The sequence below is a fragment of the Halobacillus sp. ACCC02827 genome (genome assembly GCF_030291935.1).
GTDB lineage: Bacteria > Bacillota > Bacilli > Bacillales > Halobacillaceae > Halobacillus.
Genome location: NZ_CP128168.1, coordinates 378,072 through 398,359, shown reverse-complemented (window position 1 = coordinate 398,359; position 20,288 = coordinate 378,072). Strand labels below are relative to the sequence as shown.

Here is a 20,288-nt window from a genome sequence, read left to right as displayed (position 1 = left end):
CGCGATCTATGATCAGATAGATAAGTCATCGATCCATTAGTATCCGTCAGCTCCACGTGTCACCACGCTTCCACCTCGGACCTATCAACCTCATCGTCTCTGAGGGATCTTATTTGCTCGAAGGCAAAGGGAAATCTCATCTCAAGGGGGGCTTCATGCTTAGATGCTTTCAGCACTTATCCCGACCACACGTAGCTACCCAGCTATGCTCCTGGCGGAACAACTGGTACACCAGCGGTGTGTCCATCCCGGTCCTCTCGTACTAAGGACAGCTCCTTTCAAATTTCCAACGCCCACGACGGATAGGGACCGAACTGTCTCACGACGTTCTGAACCCAGCTCGCGTACCGCTTTAATGGGCGAACAGCCCAACCCTTGGGACCGACTACAGCCCCAGGATGCGATGAGCCGACATCGAGGTGCCAAACCTCCCCGTCGATGTGGACTCTTGGGGGAGATAAGCCTGTTATCCCCGGGGTAGCTTTTATCCGTTGAGCGACGGCCCTTCCATGCGGTACCGCCGGATCACTAAGCCCGACTTTCGTCCCTGCTCGACTTGTAGGTCTCGCAGTCAAGCTCCCTTGTGCCTTTACACTCTGCGAATGATTTCCAACCATTCTGAGGGAACCTTTGGGCGCCTCCGTTACTCTTTGGGAGGCGACCGCCCCAGTCAAACTGCCCACCTGACACTGTCTCCGGACCGGATCACGGTCCTGGGTTAGAATGTCCGTACAGCCAGGGTAGTATCCCACCAGCGCCTCCACCGAAGCTAGCGCTCCGGCTTCCAAGGCTCCTACCTATCCTGTACAAGCTGTACCAACATTCAATATCAGGCTACAGTAAAGCTCCACGGGGTCTTTCCGTCCTGTCGCGGGTAATGTGCATCTTCACACATAGTATAATTTCACCGGGTCTCTCGTTGAGACAGTGCCCAAGTCGTTGCACCTTTCGTGCGGGTCGGAACTTACCCGACAAGGAATTTCGCTACCTTAGGACCGTTATAGTTACGGCCGCCGTTTACTGGGGCTTCGGTTCAACGCTTCGCTTACGCTAACGCATCCCCTTAACCTTCCAGCACCGGGCAGGTGTCAGCCCCTATACTTCGCCTTACGGCTTCGCAGAGACCTGTGTTTTTGGTAAACAGTCGCTTGGGCCTTTTCACTGCGGCTCCTCGGCAGAGGAGCACCCCTTCTCCCGAAGTTACGGGGTCATTTTGCCGAGTTCCTTAACGAGAGTTCTCCCGCTCACCTTAGGATCCTCTCCTCGCCTACCTGTGTCGGTTTGCGGTACGGGCACCTCTTTCCTCACTAGAGGATTTTCTTGGCAGTGTGAACTCAGGAGCTTCGGTACTATAGTTCCCTCCCCATCACAGCTTGACGTTATGCCGGACGGATTTGCCTATCCGACCGTCTCACTGCTTGGACGTGCACATCCAATGGCACGCTCTCCTTATCCTCCTGCGTCCCCCCGTCGTTCAAACGGAAAGGAGGTGGTACAGGAATATCAACCTGTTGTCCATCGCCTACGCCTTTCGGCCTCGGCTTAGGTCCCGACTAACCCTGAGAGGACGAGCCTTCCTCAGGAAACCTTAGGCATTCGGTGAAAGAGATTCTCACTCTTTTTTCGCTACTCATACCGGCATTCTCACTTCTAAGCGCTCCACCAGTCCTTACGGTCTGACTTCACGGCCCTTAGAACGCTCTCCTACCATTGATCCTACGATCAATCCGCAGCTTCGGTGGTGTGTTTAGCCCCGGTACATTTTCGGCGCAGAGTCACTCGACCAGTGAGCTATTACGCACTCTTTAAATGATGGCTGCTTCTAAGCCAACATCCTGGTTGTCTAAGCAACTCCACATCCTTTTCCACTTAACACACACTTTGGGACCTTAGCTGGCGGTCTGGGCTGTTTCCCTCTCGACTATGAACCTTATCACCCACAGTCTGACTCCCAGAACAAAGTCTATGGCATTCGGAGTTTGACTGAATTCGGTAACCCGATAGGGGCCCCTCGTCCAATCAGTGCTCTACCTCCATGACTTTCTATTCTGAGGCTAGCCCTAAAGCTATTTCGGAGAGAACCAGCTATCTCCGTGTTCGATTGGCATTTCACCCCTACCCACACCTCATCCCCGCAATTTTCAACTTGCGTGGGTTCGGGCCTCCAGTCAGTGTTACCTGACCTTCACCCTGGACATGGGTAGATCACACGGTTTCGGGTCTACGACCGCATACTCACTCGCCCTATTCAGACTCGCTTTCGCTGCGGCTCCGCTTCTGCTGCTTAACCTTGCATACGGTCGTAACTCGCCGGTTCATTCTACAAAAGGCACGCCATCACCCATTAACGGGCTCTGACTACTTGTAGGCACACGGTTTCAGGATCTCTTTCACTCCCCTTCCGGGGTGCTTTTCACCTTTCCCTCACGGTACTGGTTCACTATCGGTCACTAGGGAGTATTTAGCCTTGGGAGATGGTCCTCCCGGATTCCGACGGAATTTCACGTGTTCCGCCGTACTCAGGATACACTCCGGAGGGAGAAAGGTTTCGACTACAGGGCTGTTACCTGCTCTGGCTGATCGTTCCAGATCGATTCATCTACCTTCCTCCTTGGTAACTCCAAAGGAGTGTCCTACAACCCCAAGAGGCAAGCCTCTTGGTTTGGGCTGATTCCGTTTCGCTCGCCGCTACTTGGGAAATCGCATTTGCTTTCTCTTCCTCCGGGTACTTAGATGTTTCAGTTCCCCGGGTCTGCCTTCTTATACCTATGTATTCAGCATAAGATCCTGCTCCATTACGAACAGTGGGTTTCCCCATTCGGAAATCTCCGGGTCAAAGCCTACTTACGGCTCGCCGGAGCATATCGGTGTTAGTCCCGTCCTTCATCGGCTCCTAGTACCAAGGCATCCACCGTGCGCCCTTATTCACTTAACTATCGTCGTGAAAAGACGTTTGTTTAAAACTTTCGATGTTTGATGTCTTGTCATCAATCGTTTCATCGTTAGATGATACGATGATTCCTTATCCAGTTTTCAAGGTTCACGTAGTTCAGAGAAATCTTTCGATCTCTCAAAACTGAACAACCAACCAAGTACGCTTCCGTTCTAAATCCTTAGAAAGGAGGTGATCCAGCCGCACCTTCCGATACGGCTACCTTGTTACGACTTCACCCCAATCATTGGTCCCACCTTCGGCGGCTGGCTCCAAAAGGTTACCTCACCGACTTCGGGTGTTACCAACTCTCGTGGTGTGACGGGCGGTGTGTACAAGGCCCGGGAACGTATTCACCGCGGCATGCTGATCCGCGATTACTAGCGATTCCGGCTTCATGCAGGCGAGTTGCAGCCTGCAATCCGAACTGAGAATGGTTTTATGGGATTTGCTACACCTCGCGGCTTCGCTGCCCTTTGTACCATCCATTGTAGCACGTGTGTAGCCCAGGTCATAAGGGGCATGATGATTTGACGTCATCCCCGCCTTCCTCCGGTTTGTCACCGGCAGTCACCTTAGAGTGCCCAACTGAATGCTGGCAACTAAGATCAGGGGTTGCGCTCGTTGCGGGACTTAACCCAACATCTCACGACACGAGCTGACGACAACCATGCACCACCTGTCACTTGGTCCCCGAAGGGAAATCCCTATCTCTAGGGAGGTCCAAGGATGTCAAGACCTGGTAAGGTTCTTCGCGTTGCTTCGAATTAAACCACATGCTCCACCGCTTGTGCGGGCCCCCGTCAATTCCTTTGAGTTTCAGCCTTGCGGCCGTACTCCCCAGGCGGAGTGCTTAATGCGTTAACTTCAGCACTAAGGGGTGGAAGCCCCCTAACACCTAGCACTCATCGTTTACGGCGTGGACTACCAGGGTATCTAATCCTGTTTGCTACCCACGCTTTCGCACCTCAGCGTCAGAAACAGACCAGAGAGTCGCCTTCGCCACTGGTGTTCCTCCACATATCTACGCATTTCACCGCTACACGTGGAATTCCACTCTCCTCTTCTGTCCTCAAGTTCCCCAGTTTCCAATGACCCTCCACGGTTGAGCCGTGGGCTTTCACATCAGACTTAAGGAACCGCCTGCGCGCGCTTTACGCCCAATAATTCCGGACAACGCTTGCCCCCTACGTATTACCGCGGCTGCTGGCACGTAGTTAGCCGGGGCTTCCTCGTTAGGTACCGTCAAGGTACCGCTCTATTCGCACGGTACTTGTTCTTCCCTAACAACAGAACTTTACGATCCGAAGACCTTCATCGTTCACGCGGCGTTGCTCCGTCAGACTTTCGTCCATTGCGGAAGATTCCCTACTGCTGCCTCCCGTAGGAGTCTGGGCCGTGTCTCAGTCCCAGTGTGGCCGATCACCCTCTCAGGTCGGCTACGCATCGTCGCCTTGGTGAGCCGTTACCTCACCAACTAGCTAATGCGCCGCGGGCCCATCTGTAAGTGATAGCGAGAAGCCATCTTTCAACTTTCCTTCATGCGAAAGAAAGTATTACCCGGTATTAGCCCCGGTTTCCCGGAGTTATCCCGATCTTACAGGCAGGTTGCCCACGTGTTACTCACCCGTCCGCCGCTCGTTCCACGAGCGTCACCCCGAAGGGATCAGCTCGCTTCCCGCGCTCGACTTGCATGTATTAGGCACGCCGCCAGCGTTCGTCCTGAGCCAGGATCAAACTCTCCATAAAAGTGTTTGACTTGCTCATTTTGCACACCGAATGTGCTTGTTTGAATTCTCTCTATATAATAGAAAGAATGTTTGACGTACTGGTTGGTTCGTTCAGTTTTCAAAGATCGATTATACATTCAATGGTGGGCCTGAGTGGACTTGAACCACCGACCTCACGCTTATCAGGCGTGCGCTCTAACCAGCTGAGCTACAGGCCCCAATGGTAGTAAAATTAATGGAGCGGGTGAAGGGAATCGAACCCTCATCATCAGCTTGGAAGGCTGAGGTTTTACCACTAAACTACACCCGCATATTACATTTTCAAACTTTCGATGGTCGGGAAGACAGGATTCGAACCTGCGACCCCTTGGTCCCAAACCAAGTGCTCTACCAAGCTGAGCTACTTCCCGTTAAAATGGCGCGCCCGAGAGGAGTCGAACCCCTAACCTTCTGATCCGTAGTCAGACGCTCTATCCAATTGAGCTACGGGCGCATGTATTAAAATGAAGCGACAAGGAATATTGTATCACAACTTGTTTTCGAACGCAAGAACTTTTTTTGAAAAAGTTAGTGCGGCCGAGAGGACTTGAACCTCCACGGGATTAACTCCCACTAGGCCCTCAACCTAGCGCGTCTGCCGATTCCGCCACGACCGCAAGTTGTTATTCACAATTCAATGCTGATCATGTAAATGGAAAGTGCGGGTGGAGGGACTTGAACCCCCACGCCGTGAAGCACTAGATCCTAAATCTAGCGTGTCTGCCAATTCCACCACACCCGCATAAAATGGTGAGCCATGAAGGGCTCGAACCTTCGACCCTCTGATTAAAAGTCAGATGCTCTACCAACTGAGCTAATGGCTCGCGTAAAAGGAATCTATTACACTTTGAAAATTATTTTTGCGCTTTCTGTTTTTCAAGCACAAGAACAATCATATAACTTATTCGTTTGTTTGTCAACCCTTTTTTCAAAGAAAAATGGCTGGGCCAGCTGGATTCGAACCAGCGCATGACGGTACCAAAAACCGTTGCCTTACCGCTTGGCTATGGCCCAACGACAATGGCGGTCCGGACGGGACTCGAACCCGCGACCTCCTGCGTGACAGGCAGGCATTCTAACCAACTGAACTACCGGACCTATGTAAAGATTGAAAGTGACCCGTACGGGATTCGAACCCGTGTTACCGCCGTGAAAGGGCGGTGTCTTAACCGCTTGACCAACGGGCCATTAAGATGAATGGCGGAGAAGGAGGGATTTGAACCCTCGCGCCGCTTACGCGACCTACACCCTTAGCAGGGGCGCCTCTTCAGCCACTTGAGTACTTCTCCGTAATGGCTCCAACGGTAGGATTCGAACCTACGACCGATCGGTTAACAGCCGATTGCTCTACCACTGAGCTACGTTGGAATAGTTATTATGTTTCGTTGTCGTCGTTTATCGGCGACGTTATATATATTATAACAATTCCCTTTGCTTGTCAAACCTTTTTCAAAGAAAAAATTGTTGTTTTTCAATGAATGTTGGTTCGTTTTTCTAGGGCTTATTTAATTTAACATGGACATGTTCTGTTCGTCAATGTATTTTTTACTTCTTTTTTAATTTCCCTTTACATTTGCCGCAACGGTACTTTCGGACGTCCATCCGTCTTTGGCGGTAGTATGATTGTCCGCATTGTGTGCAAACATATTGATGAGAGGTTTTTCGCTGGGAAGGCAGCGGTGCGCAGTGTCTTGGTGAACCTGTTTCCTTCAGCAGTGCTTCAAAGGCTGGATCGCGGTGGGTGTATCCTTTTCCTTCTATATGAAGGTGATAATGACAAAGCTCATGTTTGATGATGCCTTCTAATTCTTTCCCATCCAGTTCCTTTACATACTTCGGATTGATTTCGATAGTTCTTCGGGATGGAATGTACCGCCCCCCTGTAGTACGGAGTCTTGAATTAAAGTAAACCTTGTCTGGATAGGGTTTGTGGAAATACGTCTCGGAAAGCTGCTTCGTCCATTGCTGCAATTCTTGATCGGTCATCATCAGCGGTCACACCTCCTCTGTCTTCTGCATACTTTATCATATCCATGAAAAAATCGAAACGGAAAGGAGCGACTTCCATGCCGTCCTGGTTGAAGAAACAAATGGCAGATGCTTTCTATAATAAGGATAAATATCAAATAAAAGTGCTGAATCAATGTTGGTACTACTACCAGCATCTATATAAATAAAAACAACTACCCGGCGAGCGCTCCCTCCCAGGTAGTTGTTCGTTTTCTTATTTTTGGACCATCGTCAAAGCGATTCTCTGCTTCTTCGCATCCACTTGTTCCACCCACACCGTCACGACATCCCCGACAGACACGACGTTCATCGGATGCTTGACGTAGGAGTTGGATAACTTGGAGATATGGACAAGCCCGTCCTGTTTCACTCCGATGTCTACGAAGGCACCGAAATCGACCACGTTACGGACGGTCCCTTCCAGTTCCATTCCCTGCTGCAAATCTTCCATAGAAAGAACATTCTTCTTAAGGATCGGTTTCTGCAGATCGTCACGCGGATCTCGTCCCGGTTGAACGAGAGACTTCAAAATGTCTTCCAATGTAAGTTTACCGATGCCGGATTCTAGAGAGAGCTCTCCTGTATCCAAACCTTTGACTGCTTCGGACAACTGCTCCGTCCCAATATCCTCTGTCCTGTATCCGATTCCGGCAATCAGCTGCCTTGTGGCCTTATAGCTCTCCGGGTGAATAGACGTTCTATCGAGAGGATCCTCTCCGTCCAGTATGCGGAGGAAGCCGATACTCTGCTCGAACGTCTTCGCTCCCAGCCTCGGAATATCCTTAAGCTCGGAACGCTTCGTGAACTTCCCAAGCTCCTCCCGCTTCTTCACGATGTTATTCGCTACGGTCTTACTCAGTCCGGATACATACTGCAGAAGGGAACCGGAGGCGGTGTTTACGTTTACCCCTACTTGGTTCACCGCCGTCTCTACGACGAAACCAAGGGAATCATTCAATTTCTTCTGACTCACATCATGCTGGTATTGACCGACACCTATCGACTTAGGATCGATTTTGACAAGCTCCGCCAACGGATCTTGGACGCGTCGTGCGATCGATACAGCACTTCTCTCTTCGACTTGAAAATCAGGAAACTCTTCCCTTGCCAGTTTAGAAGCGGAATAAACACTTGCGCCCGCTTCGTTGACGATCATATAAGCAGCATCAAGGTCATGCTTCTGGATCAGATCTGCTATGAACTGCTCCGTCTCCCTGGAAGCCGTCCCGTTTCCTATTGCCATCAACTCGACCCCGTATTGCTTAAGGAACTGAAGAACCTTCTTCTCTGCTCCTGCTGTATCGTTCCTCGGTGCCGTCGGATAGATCACCCCGATATCGAGCACTTTCCCCGTTTCATCCACAACAGCAAGCTTACACCCGGTCCGGAAGGCCGGATCGATGCCCAGCACTACTTTCCCTTTTAACGGAGGTTGCAGCAGGAGGCTGCGCAGGTTGCTTGAGAACACTTCGATCGCCTGCTCCTCCGCCTGTTCCGACAGGGCATTACGGATTTCCCGCTCCACGGAAGGCTGGATCAGGCGTTTGTAACTGTCCTGAATGGCCGCAGCCAACAGCTCCCGCATCTTCCCTACCGTATTCCGGTGGATGACATTCCTCTCCAAGTACTGAAGGATCGCTTCTTCAGGAGGATGGATCGATACTTTCAATACCTCTTCTTTCTCGCCGCGGTTAAGCGCAAGAATCCGGTGGGAGACAATAGACCGTACAGGTTCCTGGTATTCATAGTACATCTCGAAGATACCCTTCTCGTCTTCTTCTGTCTTCTTGCCGGATGATTCGATCGTTCCCTTATCACGTGTCTGCTTGCGGACGCGCTCCCGGTAACCCGGATCTTCAGAAATCCATTCCGCGAGAATATCGTTCACTCCGGCTTCCACATCCTCCAGAGTAACAAGTTCCTTCTCCTCTGAAAGGAAGGCTTCCCCTTCCTTCTCAAAGTCCATGCGCTGCTTCTGCTCCCAAACCATCAAGGCGAGCGGTTCCAGCCCTTTCTCTTTAGCGACCGTGGCTCTCGTTCTTCTTTTCTGTTTATACGGCCTGTACAGATCTTCCACCCTCTGAAGCTGGGACGCCGACTCAATGTCCCGCTTCAATTCATCGGTTAACTTTCCCTGCTCTTCAATCAATCGGATGACTTCTTCTTTTCGCTGCATCAAATTCGTTACATAATTCCACTGATCCTCAACAGCTTTGATCTGTACTTCATCCAACCCGCCTGTCATTTCTTTTCGGTAACGGGCGATGAACGGAACCGTGTTTCCTTCATCTAATAATGCGATTACCTGCTTAATCGTTTTCTCATTCATTTTGGTTTGTTCGGCAACCAGTTTCGTTACTTCCGGCTGCACCATTACATCACTCAAAAAAAGACCTCCTTCAATGGCGTCTTCTTCATTGTATCAAATTACGCCGCTCCACACGCCACCGCCGCCGGAAAATATAGACAGGTACACAAAAACCCCTAGTCCCGCCACCATGGGATTCCAGGGGTTTAATCATATTCCATGACAATCAGTGTCGTATCGTCTTCCCGAAACTGTCCATACAACTCTTGATAACGATGGGTAATCTGTTCCACACTTCTTGTTCTTGTCAATTCACTCGACAGCCGACGATCGTTGACGCCGTCTGAAAACATCAGGAAGAACATACCTTTCTCTGCTTTCCCGCGGGCTACCCGCAGTGTTCGGGGATATCCTGCCAAATAGCCGGCAAGCGGAATATTCCTGCTTCTCTTTCCATCCGCATCAATCGTAATAACACCGATGTTGCCGATCGAAGAATAAGAGTAGGTTCCTGTATGAAAGTCGATCCGGAGGATTCCAAGAACGACTCCGCGTTTGCCGACGAGTGCTTCATTACACTTTTTCACAAGCGCTTCAATTCCTAGATCAGGATTCCATTGAATAACCTTCATCACAGCATCCGCTGATTCCTTTGCCAACTCGCCGCTTCCTAATCCATCTGCGAGGGCGCAAAGGAAACCATCTTCCGTCTCTATATAGAAATAACTGTCTCCGCAGTGGTAATTGCCTTTTTTCGCTTTTTGAAAAACAGATAAATTCACGCGCTTACTCTCCTTTTCCACTAGAATACCTCTATGGATTCAGATTGCAAGGCTTCCCTCAACTTACGGAGTGCTCTTCTTTGCAGTCGGGAAACATGCATTTGTGATATTCCCAGTCGCTCTCCGGTGTCTTTCTGGCTCATGTTCTCAAAATACGTACACTGCAGTATTTCCTGCTCTCGTTCGCTCAGGATCGGGAGTATCTTCTCAAGCAGCATCTTTTGGTCGATGTTCGAATATCCATCATCCTGATTCCCGATTAAATCGAGAATGGTAACGGTACTCCCGTCGGAATCGGCTTCAATCTTCCTGTCGACGGACAAGGCTTTGTAGCTTTTGCCCATTTCCATCGTTTCCAGAACATCTTCCTCCGAAACTTCCAGATAATCAGCGATTTCCAACACAGAAGGAGAACGCTGCAGCATATTCGTCAATTCTTCGGCCGCTTTCTTAATCTTCGGGCCGAGTTCCTTGATCCGCCTCGGTACATGGACACTCCATGTCTTATCGCGGATGAACCGTTTGATTTCACCGATGATGGTCGGAATCGCAAAGGATTCAAAAGACTTTCCGAATTCCGGGTCGTACCTGCGGATGGCAGCTAGCAGACCCAGCATCCCCACCTGCACCAAATCTTCGTGGATCGTACTGTTCTTGGAATACTTCCGAGCGATGGATTCGACCAGGTCTTTATAAACAAGAACGATCTTCTCCTGTATTACCTCATCACGCGGGTGTTCTTGTAAATGTGCTATCCATTCATATACTTCTTCATTGTGGTGTTGTGATTTGGTCGCCATCTTGACCCACCCCAGTTTCATGGAGGTATTTCGTCATTAAGACGATGACTCCATATTTACTGTTGATTTCAACTTTGTCCATCAATGCATCGATGAGGAACAGGCCGAAACCACCTTCGCGGAGCTCTTCAATATCATCATCCTGCTTGTACGGGCCGATGTCTTCTTTCACCTCGCCCAAATCAAAGCTTCCACCGTGATCTGCCACCATGACTTCCAAGCGGTCCTGATATACTCCAAAGCCGATCGTAATTTCGCCTTCGCCCGTTTCTTTATACGCATGCTTGACGGCATTCGTAATGGCTTCTGATATCGCCACCTTCAAATCCTCGATATCTTCGTAGGAAAAACCCATACGGTTGGCGATCCCTGACGTACTCAGACGAACAACCCCGATGTATTCTGCTTTGGCTGGTACTTTCACTTCGACAAAATCAAATGGTTCCATTATTACATTCCACCTTGCACTGTAGAATCAATCGTCATGATTTCGGTTAAGCCGGTGATTTTAAACAGACGATATACCCGGTCCTGCATATGGATAAGTCTCATTTCCGTTCCATGTTCCTTCGTGGACTTCAGAGCACTGATGAACACACCGAGACCTGTAGAATCCATATAGCTGACACTTCCAAAATCCACTTCGAGTACCTGACCTTGTTCTTTCGTCAAAGGAAGCAGCGTTTCCTTCAATTTAGGAGCGGTGAATGCATCTACCTCTCCGGATAAAACAACGGTCGTAACACTTTCTTTATTCGTAACATCTATAGTTAAGTTCATACCATTTACCCTCCTAAGATCCTAAAAAAGTCAATCACATCGATAGTACCCGTCCCAACAGGCCGTTAAACATTACGGCGCAGGATAATCAAAGTGAAATCATCGCGAAGCTGGAAGTCCTGCAAACGCTCGAAATGCTTGTACACATGGTCTACAATCCCTTGAGCAGGCAGGTGTGCGTACTGTTTGATGACGTGGAGAACTTCTTCCTGTTCGATGAACCGCTCCCCCTGACGGCATTCGGTCACACCATCTGTCAGAAGAATGATCATGTCTCCCTTTTCCACTTTCTTTTCATATTGCGTGTAAGTGACATCCGGTGAAACGCCGAGCACCAGGCCGGGAACGTCAATTTCCTCAAATTCGTCCCTGTCACTATGGTAATAGAAACCCGGTTCGTGACCGGCCGAGGAATAAGAGAAAGTGTGATCGTTGGTATCGTATAATCCGTAGAACATCGTAATGAACATGCTCGCATCGACGTTGCGTTCCACGACGCGGTTCAGGCTCCCAAGAATGACGCTCGGGTCCGTCCTCATTTCAGGAAAACTGTCCATCGAATATTTGATCATCGACATACACAAGGCCGCCGGGACCCCTTTACCGATGACATCAGCGATAGCAATTCCGAGACTCCCTTTTTCGTCATCCACGAAGTGATGATAATCTCCGTTCATCTGCTTGGCCGGAACGCTCAGGGCTCCGACCTCTACTTCAGCAAGCTCCGGCTTAACTGTCGAAAGCAGCGTCTTCTGCATATTGGCAGCTACCGATATCTCTGATTTCAGCTCCAGCTGCTTTTCCCTGAGAGACTGATACTCCTGATAGGCAAGACCATAGGAGATCATCGTTTCCAAAAGGAAGTTCATCGAAGATTGAATATACTCGGGCATATCCGGGTATATTTCTTGTAACGACTGAATGTGGACATTGATGATTTCTTCCGGTGAAATATTCTGCTGCATCGAATGCTTACTGAACTGCTCTGCCTGATACAGAGCCTGCTCATCTTTCGTCTTAATATACTCCTGCAAAAGTTCCTTATAATTCTCCAAATCGAGCTTCAATGTACTCATCAGTTATACCTCCTCTAACGGAGCCATTTAACAACTCTTATTTCCGTACCTTCCCCTTCTTCCGAAACGATATCGAAATCGTCCATCAATCGTTTCACTCCGGGCAATCCGGCACCAAGCCCTCCGGAAGTCGTAAAGCCGTCTTCCATCACCTGGCTGATATCTTTAATTCCGGGACCGCTGTCCATCGCAACAATTCTGATTCCTTTTTTGTTCATATCTTCCATCACTTCAAAACATACTTTCCCCGTTCCAGCATATAAGTATATGTTCCTTGCCAGTTCAGATATGGCAGTGGCAATCCGCGCTTGATCAACGGTGCCGAAACCGATTTTCCTGGAAATGTCCCGGCCCAGTTGTCGTGCCCCGACGATGTCCCACTCCTTTTTTATATTGACACAGGATTGGAAGTCCATACTCACTCCTCCAATTCCTGGCGAAGTTTAATCAGCCCTTGTTCTAAGTCTAATGCTGTAGGAACGTCTTGGAGATGGATACCCAAGTCAATCAGAGTCATGGCAACAGCCGGTTGGATACCTGTCAGTACGACCTTGGCACCCATCAAATCGGACATGGTCACCACATCGCCGAGTACTTTGGCAATAAAGGAATCAATGATGTCCACAGACGTCAAATCGATGACGACCCCTGTCGCACCACTTTCATGGATCTTACTGAGCAAGTCTTCTTGAAACTGGATAGCTGTCTGATCATCCAAATCGATCTGGATAGAGATCAACAGATAATTATGAAGCTTCAGAATCGGTATTCTCACTGTTCTCACTCCTTATCTAGCGAATCAATCAATTTCTCAATATCCTCGTAGGTGTTTTGTGTATCTTCGATCCGGCGATTCGTTAATTCGAGCGCTGTTTGAAAACCTTTTCTCAAGGAGCTCTTCGTAGGGAACTTCCCTAAATCGATACCAAGATTGACGATGGTCTGGGCAATTTCCGGACGTATCCCTACCAATATGCAGCGGGAACCGATAAGACGGACCGCTTCTGCCGCCTGGATGATGTGGTGGGCAACCATTGTATCGACGACCGGAACTCCGGTAATGTCGATCAGCACGACTTCCGCATTGTGCTTGATGACCCCGTCCAGCAGGTTCTCCATAATGAGCTTGGCACGTTCTGTGTCGATCGTTCCGATAAGCGGCATGATCGTAATGTTTTCCATGACAGGAATGAGCGGAGCTGAAAGTTCCTGAAGAGCGACACGTTGAAGGGAAACGATGTGTTCCCAGCTCCCGGAATACTCATTAACAAGGCGGTTGATGATCGGATCCACCCAACCGTCCACTTCCTTCAGTACCCTGGAGAAATAATCCGAGTCTATTTGATCCGACTGGTTCAGGATGAAGCCGGTCACCACGCGGCGGAATACCTGCATCCCATCTGTCAGATAGCTCAGCGGCCAGCCTAAGTTAATCAGCCGCTCCGAGAAATCGTCCAAATCGGAGGACAACCCCTGTTTTTCAATGCTGGAGAAAATGACATTGACGAATTCCCTGTTTGTACTTTCGAACATTTCGTCGGAAATCGTCGACGTATAGTCGTTCTGCTTATGTGCATTCACTTCTTCCAACCACATTTTTACTATGTCATCACTATACTCGATTACTACGTTCTTCAATCGTTCGTCCATTTTTTCAAACCTCCGCCTGTATTACCCTTCTATAATTCCGTTCTAATAATATTTGAATATAATATTAACAAAAATAAGCGAATTATCATACCTTCACGCATTAAAAAATCACGCCATCATCATTACCCTTATAAATCTTATTATAAACTATAAACGTAAAAAAAAATAAAGTTACCTTTATCCAGGCAACTTTATTATGGAATAGCTTAGACGGATCAGAAATCGATCAAACCGAGACTGATCTGCAAGGATTTGTTCACTTGCTGCATCATCGGTTCATCCAGTTGAGTAATCTTGTCGGTCAAACGCTGTTTATCAATCGTTCTGATTTGTTCCAATAGGATCACAGAGTTTCGTTCGAACCCGTATTTTTCTGCGTTAATTTCTACGTGTGTAGGGAGTTTGGCTTTTTGTATTTGCGCAGTAATCGCGGCGACGATTACCGTAGGGCTAAAACGATTACCAATATCATTTTGGAGGATGAGTACAGGACGAACCCCGCCTTGTTCGGATCCCACGACCGGGGACAAATCAGCGAAATAAACGTCTCCTCGTTTGACTATCACCGGCTTCACACCCCGCTCACTAATTGCTCCAGGGTGTGGTCTGCCTCCTCTTCAGCTTGGAACGCTTCTGAAGCGATGTTGAGATTGATTTTCGCCATTTCCATGTAGCCTCTACGCATGGATTCTCTTATATGACGCTGTTTCTTTTCACGCAAATACATTTTCGTTGCTTGACACATGAAATCGCTCCGATCACTGTTTTCGAGTTGAATGAAGCCATCCACTTCATTGAGTAGGTTATCCGGAATCCGGATGACAATCTCCTGCATGCTATCGGACAAAACCATACACCTCCACCATCTTCTCTCAAAAGAAACCAGTCAATTAGTCCACTCTAATCTTATCAAACGGGAGTGTCCATTGCAAAGGAGTGTTGGAATTTTTTCGTGAATCATGGAACCTGTTATCCTTACATAGGGAGAATTGTCCAATCCGCGTCAGAGAGCGTTTTTGACATCTACGATCCTGCCATCTTTCACGTACACACGCGGTACCCGGCTGCCGATCATACAAGGCACCTCGTAATTGATGGTATCCAACCTGGAGGCTATGTCATCTGCGGAGATCTCCTGATCCTCCTGTTTACCAATTAAGGTAACCTTTGTCCCTATAGGATATTCCTGATCCAGCCGAATCATGAGTTGATCCATGCAAATTCTTCCGACAATCGGATGGCGCTTTCCGTCAACCAGCACGTCCATCCCCTGCAATTTCCTCGTCCAGCCGTCCGCGTAACCGATCGGTACGGTGCCGATCCACTCGGTTTCCTGCGCCTTATACGTGGCACCATAACTGACTGCTTCACCGGCTTCCAATTGTTTCACGTGAATCAATTGACTGTGCAGCGACATCGCGGGCTGCAAATCAATCGGACGTTCCCGCTTCACATCCTGCGACGGATATAAACCGTACATGCTGATACCAAAACGGACAAAATGGGCCGTTTTTTCCGGAAAGCGCATGCTCGCTGCGCTGTTACTCGTATGAATTTCGACATTTTCCTGCCATTTTCCTTCAAAATGAGCGAACAATTCATCAAAGCGGCGCTGCTGCTCCTCCAAGTATGTCGTATCTGCTTCATCAGCTGTCGCAAAATGGGTGAAAAGCGCTTCTAATTGGAAGTTCGGGCGCTCATCGATATAAGGAAGGATTTCATCCAGCTCGGCTTCGGAACGTACTCCGATGCGCCCCATCCCTGTGTCCAACTTCAAATGTATACGGAGCGGCCGTTCCAATGCCTGCTCTCCAGCCTGATCCAGCCACTCCCGCTGAAATACGGTGACGGCGATATCATGGACGGCTGCCAGTGCCGCATCTTCCGGACGAATCCAGCCCATGACGAGCAGCGGGGCTGTCACACCCGCTTCTCTTAGTTTCAACGCTTCATCCAGGATCGCGACGGCAAGTCCTTCCGCTCCTGCTTCCAAGGCAGCCTCTGCCACCTGGATATCTCCGTGTCCGTAGGCGTCCGCCTTGACAACCGCATAGATTTTCTTTGAAGAGACGAGACGCTCCTTCAATTGATGGATATTCTGTGCAATATGGTTCAGATTCACTTCTACGTAAGTATCTCGATAGTAACTCATTGGCAAAACGTCCGCTCCTCTGCAACTAATGTATCTTCCTATTATTGAATGATTGCCGGGGACTGTCAAATCGCATAAGGGGGAATCTTTAGAGGTACGGAAAATAAAAATAAAGCAGACCGTTAAGCCTGCTCCAACCAGCGACTATTTCACCATGTCTCCATTATAGATGGAGCTTGCTACCGAAATCATTTCATCCTTCGTCAATTCATTGCTGGCAAGCTGATACGTGGTTCCGTCCTGCGTCCATTCCAGACGGTTATTCTCCATCGCACCGATCACGCCGCCTTCAAGCTGAACCGGGTCACCGTTCACCTGTACGGAGAATAATGCGCTTGCGGCTTCCACCTCTGCTTTCTCCTGGACAAGCGTGAAATTCTTCTCGCCGGCATAGCTCATAATGATCCGCTTGCCGTCATCTGTTTTGACTTCCTGCTCTTCTGCAAGTTCTGCACCGAATGTCTCTTCCGGATACAGCACTTCTTCAAGCTCTTGTCCTTCCATGTTCGCAACAGGTGCTTCCGTCGGTGCCATCGCCATATTCTTATCTACATCAAAGTCCTCTTTCTTCAAGGAATCATCTTTGGCGAAATTGGCGAATTGGACTTCCACCAGTGCGTTCATATCCTGATCAAATACTTGAACCATGACGGGCTGGTAAGACTTTTTGTCGAAGAAGATCTTCTGATAAGGGAGAGTCTTATTGTTTTGGTAGTTGGTCTTCGTCTTGAATTCATAATATTTATCCGACGTCGTGAATTCGGCATCATCATCTGCCTTGATGTCATTCAACAAAGACGCATATAAATAAGGCTGGCTCGTGTTCTGCGGCCATTCACTCTGGAACTTGAAGCTCTTGTTCAAGGCAGGTGTCAACACATAAACACCGCTGTCATTCTTCAGGATGATCTGGCTTCCCTTCTCATCCTTGTCGCTGTTCAATTTCACCCGATAGAAATCATCTTTCTTATGCCACACTTGAATATGGTATTTCTGCTCTGCCTTGCCGGTTTTCATCTTCATGTTTGCTTCGGTCTTATAGCCTGCCATTTCCTCCGACTGCTTCTCCAGCTTCTTGACAACATCCTCTTTAGACTGGGTGCCGCAAGCTGCCAGTGTACCTAAGACGAACAAACTGAATAGTAGAATCAGAAAACGTCTTTGCATAAGACACAACTCCTTTGTCTCTACTTAAGGACAAAGGGAACGAAATCATGAGAATGTACGAAACGTTCGGGACAATCCTTCAATGACATCCGTCGCAAGCAAATCGACATTCGATCGATCTGATTCCACAAGAAGGTCTGCTGTCCGGCCGTGAACAAAACAGCCGTCGCAGACGGCATCCAGCACATCCGCCCCCTGCATGATCATAGCAAGCAGGATTCCGGACAAGACATCACCACTGCCGCCTTTAGCAAGACCCACATTACCGGAAGTATCGACACGCTGCCGCCCGTCCGGTGACGTAATGATAGTAGAAGGGCCTTTCAGAACAAGATAGACGCCGTATTTTTCTGCGAATGCACGTGTAAGAGAAAAGGGAGATTGCAGCACTTCTTTTACAGACAGACCAAGTAAATGCGCAAATTCTCCTGGATGTGGAGTCAGTATCGTCGGGTACTGCCGGCTTCCTACCGCTTCAAGAAAAGCTTTGGCATGGTACAAACCGTCCGCATCCAGAAGCAGAGGAGCTTCCGCATGCCGGATGATTTCACCTACGAGAGATTCTTTGGAATCCTCCCTGCCAAGCCCCATGCCGACAGCAATGCCATCATATCCTTCCAGATTATCTTGGACTTGTCCACGGAACAAGTCTACGAATGTCGCCTCTTGGACGAAAGAGGCAATGGCTGGAACGGCTTCTTTTTCGGTACCGACAGCTACCAACCCCGCTCCGCTGCGCAGAGCAGCTCTTGCCGACATGGCTATTGAACCCGGCATGAGCGCAGATCCTCCGATGACCAACCCTTTTCCATGTGTTCCCTTATGTGCATGAGCATCCCGTTTCGGCAGCGTCTCTTGAACTTCCTGCTCCCTCCACCATCTACGCCGGATATCCGGAAGCAGCGGTTTTGGAAGACCGATTTCGACGACAGACCATTCGCCATAGAACGGCTGGGTCTGCTGCAGGAACGCACTAAGCTTCGGCGCTTCGATGATGGACGTATAGTGAGCCCGGTACCCGTCGAATTCCTCGTCCGTTTCACCTGCGGGGACTCCAGTAGGAATATCCACTGCCAATCGCAGGACGTCTGCTTCGTTACAGAGGTGGATGATCGAGGCGATCGGCTCTTTCAACCGCCCTTTGACCCCTATACCGAGAATCGTATCCACGCAGATATCCGATTCCTCCAGGAGAGCTGCGATCGCAGCCGTTTCCGGACAGACCGTACACCTGTATCCGGATGCCTTGAACAACCGTTTATGTTCCAAAGCGTCGCCACGGATCTTATCATCCGGCACCACCTGCACGACCTCCGTCTGACAGCCCAGGTTCATCAACGTCCGGGCAATGACGAAACCGTCTCCCCCGTTGTTTCCACCTCCGATTAAGACGACAACCTTCTGTTGAGGTTCGATCCGTTTCAGAAAGTCATAAGCGACGGCACGTCCTGCATTCTCCATCAACAGTCTGCCGTCTATTCCCGCTTCCATCGCCAACCGATCCCGTTCGTACATTTCATGTGCGGTCACAATATCCAATTCGTTCCCTCCTACCCGCATTACAATGTTATGAGACAACCTATGTAATTATGTCTTATGCCTATACCTCACGTGTTCCTTTCCAAAACCACCTGAGCAATGGCGTGCTGACTGCTGTGGCTGATCGACACCCAGATCTTCAAGTGCTCCATCCCCCGAACCGATGCTTGAGGAGCCCCCGTCTCAGCCGAAGAAATTTCTATATCTTGAAAGCCTGTTTTTCCGATTCCCGTTCCCAGTGCCTTCGCACAGGCCTCCTTGGCAGCAAAGCGGCCGGCAAGAAATTCGACGCGTCTTCCTTCATTCAGCATTTCGTATCGCTGATATTCGTTTTCCGTCAATATTCTTTGAACAAAACGGGGATTTCGCTTTATACTTTGATTAATACGATCCAACTCAATGATGTCTATTCCAATTCCTTCTATCATGCCTGCATCTTCCTTTATCTTCATTCTAAACACAGTATACCCGATGATGAGGGAGATAAAAAAAGAATACGAAGTACCCTATATGACTACATTGACAATAAGAAGGTCTTTAAAAGGAGACGAATCGAATGTTTGTACGTACAGAAAGCTTTAAGGAATTTCTGAAATTCTACCCTGTCATATCATTTCTAGTCGGACTCCATCTCGTCCTATGGTTACTGATGGACTTCCTGCAGCTGGGATTCGCTCAAGAGTGGAAAGCCTGGGGGATGGGAGTGAACGTCTTCGTTCTTAACGGAGAATACTGGCGGCTGGTGACACCGATCTTTCTTCACGCCGGCTTCGCTCACGCATTGTTCAATTCCTTTTCTCTCGTCCTCTTCGGCCCTGCGCTGGAGCAGATGCTCGGGAAGGTGAAATTTATCGCTCTCTACCTTTTCGCGGGTATCGCCGGGAATGTCGGAACGTTCATCGTTGATCCTTCCGCCTACTACGCCCACCTTGGTGCGTCAGGAGCGATTTTCGGGATATTCGGGGTCTATATCTTCATGGTCTGGAACCGAAAACACTTGATCGATCAAGCCAACTCTCAAATTATCGGTGTCATTGTGGCATTAGGTTTGTTTATGACCTTCGTCCGACCGAACATTAACATTCTCGGCCACCTCTTCGGATTGATCGGCGGATTCGCCATCGCTCCTGTCGTTCTCCGGAATGCCCGCCCCTTCTCCATCTGGCAGGTAAGGCGCAACACGAACCGGAACGACGGCGACATTCATTTCGATCCGGACCGCTGGCGCAAAAAGAAATTCAGCAGCAGGCAGACAGGGAAATATATCGTGGGGGGAATCATCCTGTTCCTCGTCCTCATAGCCCTGCTGAACAGATAAAAAAA

General features: G+C 49.2%; 18 protein-coding genes, 12 tRNA genes and 2 rRNA genes. 2 read left to right on the top strand and 30 right to left on the bottom strand.

The features are described from left to right. Positions 1-16: 16 nt before the first annotated feature. The 15 genes from QRD89_RS02185 to QRD89_RS02115 all read right to left on the bottom strand — a co-directional run bounded on the left by QRD89_RS02185 (position 17) and on the right by QRD89_RS02115 (position 6,690). Positions 17-2,935, bottom strand: a 23S ribosomal RNA gene (locus tag QRD89_RS02185). A 182-nt stretch (positions 2,936-3,117) separates the two neighbouring features. Then, positions 3,118-4,681 (bottom strand): 16S ribosomal RNA (locus tag QRD89_RS02180). The 16S and 23S rRNA genes sit together here with 12 tRNA genes alongside, the layout of an rRNA operon. A gap of 122 nt (positions 4,682-4,803) precedes the next feature. After that, positions 4,804-4,880, bottom strand: a tRNA-Ile gene (locus tag QRD89_RS02175). An 18-nt stretch (positions 4,881-4,898) separates the two neighbouring features. Next, positions 4,899-4,972, bottom strand: a tRNA-Gly gene (locus QRD89_RS02170). 23 nt (positions 4,973-4,995) lie between these two features. Further along, positions 4,996-5,072 (bottom strand) — tRNA-Pro (locus QRD89_RS02165). A gap of 6 nt (positions 5,073-5,078) precedes the next feature. Beyond that, positions 5,079-5,155, bottom strand: a tRNA-Arg gene (locus QRD89_RS02160). Between the two features lie 78 nt (positions 5,156-5,233). After that, positions 5,234-5,318, bottom strand: a tRNA-Leu gene (locus QRD89_RS02155). Positions 5,319-5,361: 43 nt separating this feature from the next. Then, positions 5,362-5,443: transfer RNA gene (locus QRD89_RS02150), tRNA-Leu, on the bottom strand. Positions 5,444-5,449: 6 nt separating this feature from the next. Then, a tRNA-Lys gene (locus tag QRD89_RS02145) sits at positions 5,450-5,525 on the bottom strand. 115 nt (positions 5,526-5,640) lie between these two features. Then, positions 5,641-5,715, bottom strand: a tRNA-Gln gene (locus QRD89_RS02140). A 7-nt stretch (positions 5,716-5,722) separates the two neighbouring features. Next, a tRNA-Asp gene (locus QRD89_RS02135) sits at positions 5,723-5,799 on the bottom strand. Positions 5,800-5,816: 17 nt separating this feature from the next. Further along, positions 5,817-5,888, bottom strand: a tRNA-Glu gene (locus QRD89_RS02130). A gap of 11 nt (positions 5,889-5,899) precedes the next feature. Beyond that, positions 5,900-5,990: transfer RNA gene (locus QRD89_RS02125), tRNA-Ser, on the bottom strand. A 4-nt stretch (positions 5,991-5,994) separates the two neighbouring features. After that, positions 5,995-6,069 (bottom strand) — tRNA-Asn (locus QRD89_RS02120). A gap of 177 nt (positions 6,070-6,246) precedes the next feature. Continuing rightward, positions 6,247-6,690, bottom strand: coding sequence for a SprT family protein (locus QRD89_RS02115; protein WP_286096201.1), 444 nt, complete (start codon positions 6,688-6,690; stop codon positions 6,247-6,249). Positions 6,691-6,767: 77 nt separating this feature from the next. On the opposite strand from QRD89_RS02115, the gene cmpA reads away from it, so the two are divergent. Then, positions 6,768-6,878, top strand: a complete 111-nt coding sequence (gene cmpA, locus QRD89_RS02110) for a cortex morphogenetic protein CmpA (protein ID WP_008640235.1) — start codon at positions 6,768-6,770, stop codon at positions 6,876-6,878. Between the two features lie 47 nt (positions 6,879-6,925). Here cmpA and QRD89_RS02105 read toward each other — a convergent pair whose 3' ends face one another. From QRD89_RS02105 to acpS, 15 genes are all read right to left on the bottom strand, one after another. Beyond that, positions 6,926-9,085, bottom strand: coding sequence for a Tex family protein (locus tag QRD89_RS02105; RefSeq protein WP_035387936.1), 2,160 nt, complete (start codon positions 9,083-9,085; stop codon positions 6,926-6,928). Between the two features lie 140 nt (positions 9,086-9,225). Then, positions 9,226-9,801 (bottom strand): SpoIIE family protein phosphatase, encoded by a 576-nt coding sequence (locus QRD89_RS02100; protein ID WP_286096200.1) that lies wholly within the window; start codon positions 9,799-9,801, stop codon positions 9,226-9,228. 20 nt (positions 9,802-9,821) lie between these two features. Next, positions 9,822-10,601 (bottom strand): RNA polymerase sigma factor SigB, encoded by a 780-nt coding sequence (gene sigB / locus QRD89_RS02095; protein ID WP_026576974.1) that lies wholly within the window; start codon positions 10,599-10,601, stop codon positions 9,822-9,824. After that, the gene (gene rsbW, locus QRD89_RS02090; RefSeq protein ID WP_008632948.1) at positions 10,573-11,049 is read right to left on the bottom strand and encodes an anti-sigma B factor RsbW; all 477 of its coding nucleotides are present in this window, start codon (positions 11,047-11,049) and stop codon (positions 10,573-10,575) included. Before rsbW ends, sigB begins: the two co-directional genes overlap by 29 nt. Positions 11,050-11,051: 2 nt before the next feature. Further along, positions 11,052-11,381, bottom strand: a complete 330-nt coding sequence (locus QRD89_RS02085; RefSeq protein ID WP_008632949.1) for an STAS domain-containing protein — start codon at positions 11,379-11,381, stop codon at positions 11,052-11,054. Between the two features lie 65 nt (positions 11,382-11,446). Next, the gene (locus QRD89_RS02080) at positions 11,447-12,457 is read right to left on the bottom strand and encodes a PP2C family protein-serine/threonine phosphatase (protein ID WP_026576975.1); all 1,011 of its coding nucleotides are present in this window, start codon (positions 12,455-12,457) and stop codon (positions 11,447-11,449) included. A 14-nt stretch (positions 12,458-12,471) separates the two neighbouring features. Further along, positions 12,472-12,873: an anti-sigma regulatory factor gene (locus QRD89_RS02075; RefSeq protein WP_008632951.1), complete on the bottom strand. Its 402-nt coding sequence runs from the start codon at positions 12,871-12,873 to the stop codon at positions 12,472-12,474. A 2-nt stretch (positions 12,874-12,875) separates the two neighbouring features. Continuing rightward, positions 12,876-13,232 carry an STAS domain-containing protein gene (locus tag QRD89_RS02070; protein ID WP_008632953.1) on the bottom strand — a complete coding sequence of 119 codons (357 nt, stop codon included), beginning with the start codon at positions 13,230-13,232 and terminating at the stop codon, positions 12,876-12,878. Between the two features lie 5 nt (positions 13,233-13,237). After that, positions 13,238-14,107 carry an RsbT co-antagonist protein RsbRA gene (gene rsbRA / locus QRD89_RS02065; protein ID WP_008632960.1) on the bottom strand — a complete coding sequence of 290 codons (870 nt, stop codon included), beginning with the start codon at positions 14,105-14,107 and terminating at the stop codon, positions 13,238-13,240. A 215-nt stretch (positions 14,108-14,322) separates the two neighbouring features. Further along, positions 14,323-14,673, bottom strand: a complete 351-nt coding sequence (locus tag QRD89_RS02060) for a type II toxin-antitoxin system PemK/MazF family toxin (RefSeq protein WP_008632962.1) — start codon at positions 14,671-14,673, stop codon at positions 14,323-14,325. Positions 14,674-14,678: 5 nt separating this feature from the next. After that, positions 14,679-14,960, bottom strand: coding sequence for a CopG family ribbon-helix-helix protein (locus tag QRD89_RS02055; RefSeq protein WP_026576976.1), 282 nt, complete (start codon positions 14,958-14,960; stop codon positions 14,679-14,681). A 150-nt stretch (positions 14,961-15,110) separates the two neighbouring features. Beyond that, positions 15,111-16,259, bottom strand: coding sequence for an alanine racemase (alr, locus tag QRD89_RS02050; RefSeq protein ID WP_286096199.1), 1,149 nt, complete (start codon positions 16,257-16,259; stop codon positions 15,111-15,113). A gap of 144 nt (positions 16,260-16,403) precedes the next feature. Continuing rightward, positions 16,404-17,426 (bottom strand): LolA family protein, encoded by a 1,023-nt coding sequence (locus tag QRD89_RS02045; protein ID WP_008632968.1) that lies wholly within the window; start codon positions 17,424-17,426, stop codon positions 16,404-16,406. 45 nt (positions 17,427-17,471) lie between these two features. Further along, entirely contained in the window at positions 17,472-18,956 is a 1,485-nt protein-coding gene (locus QRD89_RS02040; protein WP_353477947.1) for an NAD(P)H-hydrate dehydratase, read from the bottom strand. A gap of 77 nt (positions 18,957-19,033) precedes the next feature. Continuing rightward, positions 19,034-19,393, bottom strand: coding sequence for a holo-ACP synthase (gene acpS / locus QRD89_RS02035; RefSeq protein ID WP_026576978.1), 360 nt, complete (start codon positions 19,391-19,393; stop codon positions 19,034-19,036). A gap of 128 nt (positions 19,394-19,521) precedes the next feature. Between acpS and QRD89_RS02030 the strand changes: the two genes are divergently transcribed. Next, entirely contained in the window at positions 19,522-20,283 is a 762-nt protein-coding gene (locus QRD89_RS02030) for a rhomboid family intramembrane serine protease (RefSeq protein WP_286096197.1), read from the top strand. Positions 20,284-20,288: the final 5 nt, after the last annotated feature.